The following is a 4,197-nucleotide window of genomic DNA, read 5'->3' on the forward strand; positions in this document are numbered from 1 at the left end:
CTCGGCCTGGGTCGGCGGTGCGGCGATCGCGTCGGCGATGGTCTGGCGCACGTCCTTCAGCGCGGCTTCCCAATCGTCGCCGACCGGCATGATCGAGACGAAGGTGGCGTTGGCCGATCGCGACACGTCCTGCAGATCGGCGCCGGCCTGGATGAAACTGCCGCCGCCGCGCGCGCGGGTTTCCAGCCGGCGGTTGACGATGCGGATCGCGACCATGTCGACCATCCGCTTCTGGTTGAAGATGATCGTGTCGTCGCCGACCGTCCACGGCCGCAGCCACGCCATCGATACCAGCGGCGGGATCGACGGTTCGGCCAGGCTGGCGGTATCCGCGCCGGTGCCGATGTTGGCGACCGGCTTGCCGAAATCGGGGCTGGGCGTCGCCGGACCCTCGCCCTGCCATTCGGCGAAGTTGCGCTGGATCAGCCGTTCGGAGGTCACCGGATCGATATCGCCCGAAATCACCACTACCGCGCGTTCGGGGCGATACCAGCGTTCCTGAAACGCGCGCACGCTGGCCGGGGTCGCGGCGGCCAGCGTCTCCGGCGTGCCGATCGGCGATCGCTTGGCCAGCAACTGGCCGGCGAAGAACGTCTCGCGCGTCAGGTCGCTCAGCCGCACCTGCGGCCCGGGCTGCTCGCGCGCCTCGGCCAGCACCACCGGCCGTTCCGAATCGAGTTCGGCCTGGCTGAGGCCGGGCTTGTCCATCATCCCCGCCAGGATCTTCAGGCTCTCGTCCAGATTGGCCTCGGTCGCCGACGGCAGGTCGAGCTTGTAGACCGTCTGGGTGAAGCTGGTGCTGGCGTTGGTGTCCGCGCCGAACGTCGCGCCCATCCGTTGCCAGATGCGCTTGGCCTCGCCGTCGGCGACATGCTCGGAGCCGCGGAACGACAGATGCTCGATCAGATGGGCATAACCCAGCTCGTTGTCGCGCTCCATCAGCGATCCGGCGTCGATCCGCACCCGGATCGAGACCTGTCCCGGCGGCACCCCGTTCTTGCGCACGGCATAGCGCACCCCGTTGGGCAGCGTGCCGAACCGCCAGTCGGGATCGGGCGGAATGTCGCTGCCGATGTAGAGCCAGCCCGGTCCGGCCTGTGGCGCCGGTGGCGGCGCGTGTTGCGCGGGAGCGGCAACCGCGAGGGCGAGGAGCGGAAGCGCGACGAGCGCCGGGCGGGCTACGCGGGGGAACCAGAACATCGCGCCCCATGTAGCGGGCTTCGTCCGCGCCTGCCAGCGGTACGCGCGCGCTGCGACGGGCGCCGGCGCCTACACATCGCGGCGGGCGCGACCGCGAACGCTGTGTTTCGCACGTCGCGCCTTGATCGCCCGCGCCGGTGCGCCCAAATGCGGGGGATGCTGATCGAAACCGAAGCCACGCCCAACCCCGCGACGCTCAAGTTCCTGCCGGGCCGTACCGTGATGGACGCCGGCACGCGCGACTTCGCCACCCCCGAGGAAGCGGAGGCGTCGCCGCTGGCGGAGACGCTGTTTGGTCTGGGCGACGTCACCGGCGTGTTCTTCGGTCGCGATTTCGTGTCGGTGACGGTCGCGCCCGGCGTCGACTGGGTCCATGTGAAGCCCGACGTGCTCGCGGTGTTGCTCGATCACTTCTCCGCCAACATGCCGCTGTTCCGCCAGGGCTCCGCCGCCGGAATCGCGGTGCCGTCCGCAGACGCCGCCTTCACCGACAATCCCGAGGATGCCGACATCGTCGCGCAGATCCGCGAGCTGATCGAAACGCGCGTGCGCCCGGCGGTGGCCAACGACGGCGGCGACATCGTCTATCGCGGGTTCGACCAGGGCAAGGTCTATCTCCAGATGCAGGGCGCCTGCTCGGGTTGCCCCTCGTCGAGCGCGACGCTCAAGCAGGGCATCGAACAGCTGCTCAAATATTACGTGCCGGAAGTGACCGAAGTCCGCGCCGTCTGACGCTTTCTGAAAAAAAGGGATGAGATGATGGGAACGCCGCTCGACGACGCTGGGCTCGACACGATCTTTCGCACCGCGCGCACCTATAACGGCTATCTGCCGGGCGCGGTGACCGAAGCCGACATCCGCGCGATCTATGACCTGCTCAAGATGGGGCCGACATCCGCCAACCAGCAGCCGGCGCGCTTCGTCTGGCTGCTGGGCCAGGAGGGCAAGGACAAGCTGGCGGCGCTGTCCAGCGGCACCAACAGCGCCAAGATCAGCGCGGCGCCGGCGGCGGTGATCATCGGCATGGACCTCGATTTCCACGAACAGCTGCCGTGGCTGTTCCCGCATACCGACGCGCGGAGCTGGTTCGCCAACGATCCCGAGCTGCGCCGCGTCCACGCCGCGCGCAACAGCTCGCTCCAGGGCGCCTATTTCATCATCGCCGCGCGCGCGCTGGGATTCGATACCGGGCCGATGTCCGGATTCGACAACGCCGCGGTCGATCAGGCGTTCTTCGCCGATCAGCCGAGCGTCCGGTCGAATTTCATCGCCACCTTTGGCCATGGCGATCCGTCGACGATCTTCGATCGCAGCCCGCGCCCGGCGTTCGAGAAGTTCAACCGGATCGCATAGGGAGTCCGTTTGGAAATGCGCGCCGGCCCGCGTCCCCTCCCGGTCACCCAACGGCCGTTTCCTATGGGCGGCCGAGAGGGGGAGCGGGCCGGCACCGCCGGAAAATTCGCCTTTCCGCCAAGTCCCCGACAGGCGCCGACCATTGCCTAAATCGTCGATCCCGGCGAAAGCCGGGACGACCATGCCCTCCCCCCGTGCCCTCGTCATCGAAACCGCCACCGCCGCCTGCTCGGTCGCGCTGATCGAGAACGACGCGGTGATAGCGCGCGCGCATGAGGTGGTCGGGCGCGGCCATGCCGAACGGCTGGTGCCGATGATCGCCGAACTGCCCGATCAGGGTCGCGCCGGCCGCATCCTGGTCGATTGCGGGCCGGGCAGCTTCACCGGCATCCGCGTCGGGCTGGCCGCCGCGATCGGGCTGGGCATCGGCTGGGGGGCGGAAGTGACCGGCTTCTCCTCGCTCGCGCTGATCGCCGCGATGGGGTTCGCCGACCGGCCCGGTCGCGACGCGCTGGCGGTGGTGATGGAAGGCGGGCACGGCGAGGTGTTCATGCAGGCCTTTGCCCATCCGCTGGCGGCGATCGATGTGCTGGCCTCGCGCCGTCCCGACGCGGCGCGCGCGGCGCTCGGCGGGTTGCCGGCGATCGGCAACGGCGTCCGCCACCTCGCCGCGCTCGATCCCGCGCTCGACCTGGTCGAGGCCTTGCCCGAGGCCGCGCGGGTGGTGTTGCTGCCGCCGGCGTGGACCGCGCTGCCGGCACGCCCGATCTACGGCCGCGCGCCCGACGCCGTGCCCAATCCATGAGCGCCGCTCCCCGCACGATCGACCTGCGCCCCGGCGACGCGACCGATCTGCCCGCCGTGTCGGTGGTGATGGGGCAGGCGTTCGACCCGCGCTATGGCGAAGCGTGGACGCTCAACCAGTGCCTTGGCATGTTGTCGCTGGGCGGGGTGTGGCTGACGCTGGCGGAACAGCGCGGCGCGCTGACCGGCTTCGCGCTGGCGCGTACCGTCGCCGGCGATGGCGAGCTGCTGCTGCTCGGCGTGCGCCCGGCGCTGCGCGGACGGGGGATCGGCGCGGCGTTGCTGCGCAGCGTCATCGCCGACGCCGAAGCGCGCGAAGCGGAACGGCTTCATCTGGAGGTTCGCGCGGGTAATGACGCGGTGCATCTTTATCGCGCGCATGGTTTTGTGAAAGTTGGTGAGCGTCGCAGCTATTATCGCGGCGTGACTGGCCAGTCGTTCGACGCGCACACCTTTGCGCGTCAATTGTCGGTCGGCCGGCTCGCTTAATCGATCCACAGGATTATTGCCCTTGCTTTGGCCGGGAAATGCTCCGAAAGGCGACGCGCCCCTACAGAGTATCGAGTTAAGGAATCGATTCATGGATAATGCGAACGACCTTCAGGAAACGCTGGTCACGCTGACCGCCGATATTGTCGCCGCGCACGTCAGCAACAACAGCGTCGCCGTCTCGGACCTTCCGGTTCTGATCCAGAACATCCACGGCGCCTTGTCGGCGCTCGGCGGCGCCGCCCCGGTGCCTGAGGTCAAGCAGGAGCCGGCGGTTTCGATCCGTTCTTCGATCAAGCCCGACTTCATCGTCTGTCTTGAGGATGGCAAGAAGCTGAAGATGCTCAAGCG

6 protein-coding genes are annotated in these 4,197 nt (G+C 68.5%); 5 read left to right on the forward strand and 1 reads right to left on the reverse strand.

Features of this window, described 5'->3' with window-relative positions; genetic code table 11:
• The coding region (locus VNR91_RS00430; RefSeq protein WP_325488824.1) for an insulinase family protein at positions 1–1,200 on the reverse strand (1,200 nt) is incomplete at its 3' end.
• 156 nt (positions 1,201–1,356) lie between these two features.
• Between VNR91_RS00430 and VNR91_RS00435 the strand changes: the two genes are divergently transcribed.
• The 5 genes from VNR91_RS00435 to VNR91_RS00455 form a co-directional block, all read left to right on the forward strand.
• On the forward strand, positions 1,357–1,932 hold the full coding sequence (locus VNR91_RS00435) for a NifU family protein (RefSeq protein ID WP_325488825.1): 576 nt from the start codon (positions 1,357–1,359) through the stop codon (positions 1,930–1,932).
• A gap of 27 nt (positions 1,933–1,959) precedes the next feature.
• Positions 1,960–2,553: a malonic semialdehyde reductase gene (locus tag VNR91_RS00440; protein ID WP_325488826.1), complete on the forward strand. Its 594-nt coding sequence runs from the start codon at positions 1,960–1,962 to the stop codon at positions 2,551–2,553.
• A gap of 181 nt (positions 2,554–2,734) precedes the next feature.
• Positions 2,735–3,358: a tRNA (adenosine(37)-N6)-threonylcarbamoyltransferase complex dimerization subunit type 1 TsaB gene (gene tsaB, locus VNR91_RS00445; RefSeq protein ID WP_325488827.1), complete on the forward strand. Its 624-nt coding sequence runs from the start codon at positions 2,735–2,737 to the stop codon at positions 3,356–3,358.
• On the forward strand, positions 3,355–3,846 hold the full coding sequence (locus tag VNR91_RS00450) for a GNAT family N-acetyltransferase (protein WP_325488828.1): 492 nt from the start codon (positions 3,355–3,357) through the stop codon (positions 3,844–3,846). The genes tsaB and VNR91_RS00450 overlap by 4 nt, the downstream gene beginning before the upstream one ends.
• 91 nt (positions 3,847–3,937) lie before the next feature.
• A partial coding sequence (locus VNR91_RS00455; RefSeq protein WP_325488829.1) for a MucR family transcriptional regulator occupies positions 3,938–4,197 on the forward strand: 260 nt, incomplete at its 3' end.

Origin of the sequence: Sphingomonas sp. (assembly GCF_035555815.1) — a bacterium.
In the GTDB taxonomy this organism is placed as follows: Bacteria; Pseudomonadota; Alphaproteobacteria; order Sphingomonadales; family Sphingomonadaceae; genus Sphingomonas.

Excerpts from the sequence above, each read along its gene's own strand:
- VNR91_RS00435 (WP_325488825.1), top strand. The coding sequence starts at position 1,357 with ATGCTGATCGAAACCGAAGCCACGCCCAACCCCGCGACGCTCAAGTTC.
- VNR91_RS00450 (WP_325488828.1), top strand. The coding sequence starts at position 3,355 with ATGAGCGCCGCTCCCCGCACGATCGACCTGCGCCCCGGCGACGCGACC.
- VNR91_RS00440 (WP_325488826.1), top strand. The coding sequence starts at position 1,960 with ATGGGAACGCCGCTCGACGACGCTGGGCTCGACACGATCTTTCGCACC.
- tsaB (WP_325488827.1), top strand. The coding sequence starts at position 2,735 with ATGCCCTCCCCCCGTGCCCTCGTCATCGAAACCGCCACCGCCGCCTGC.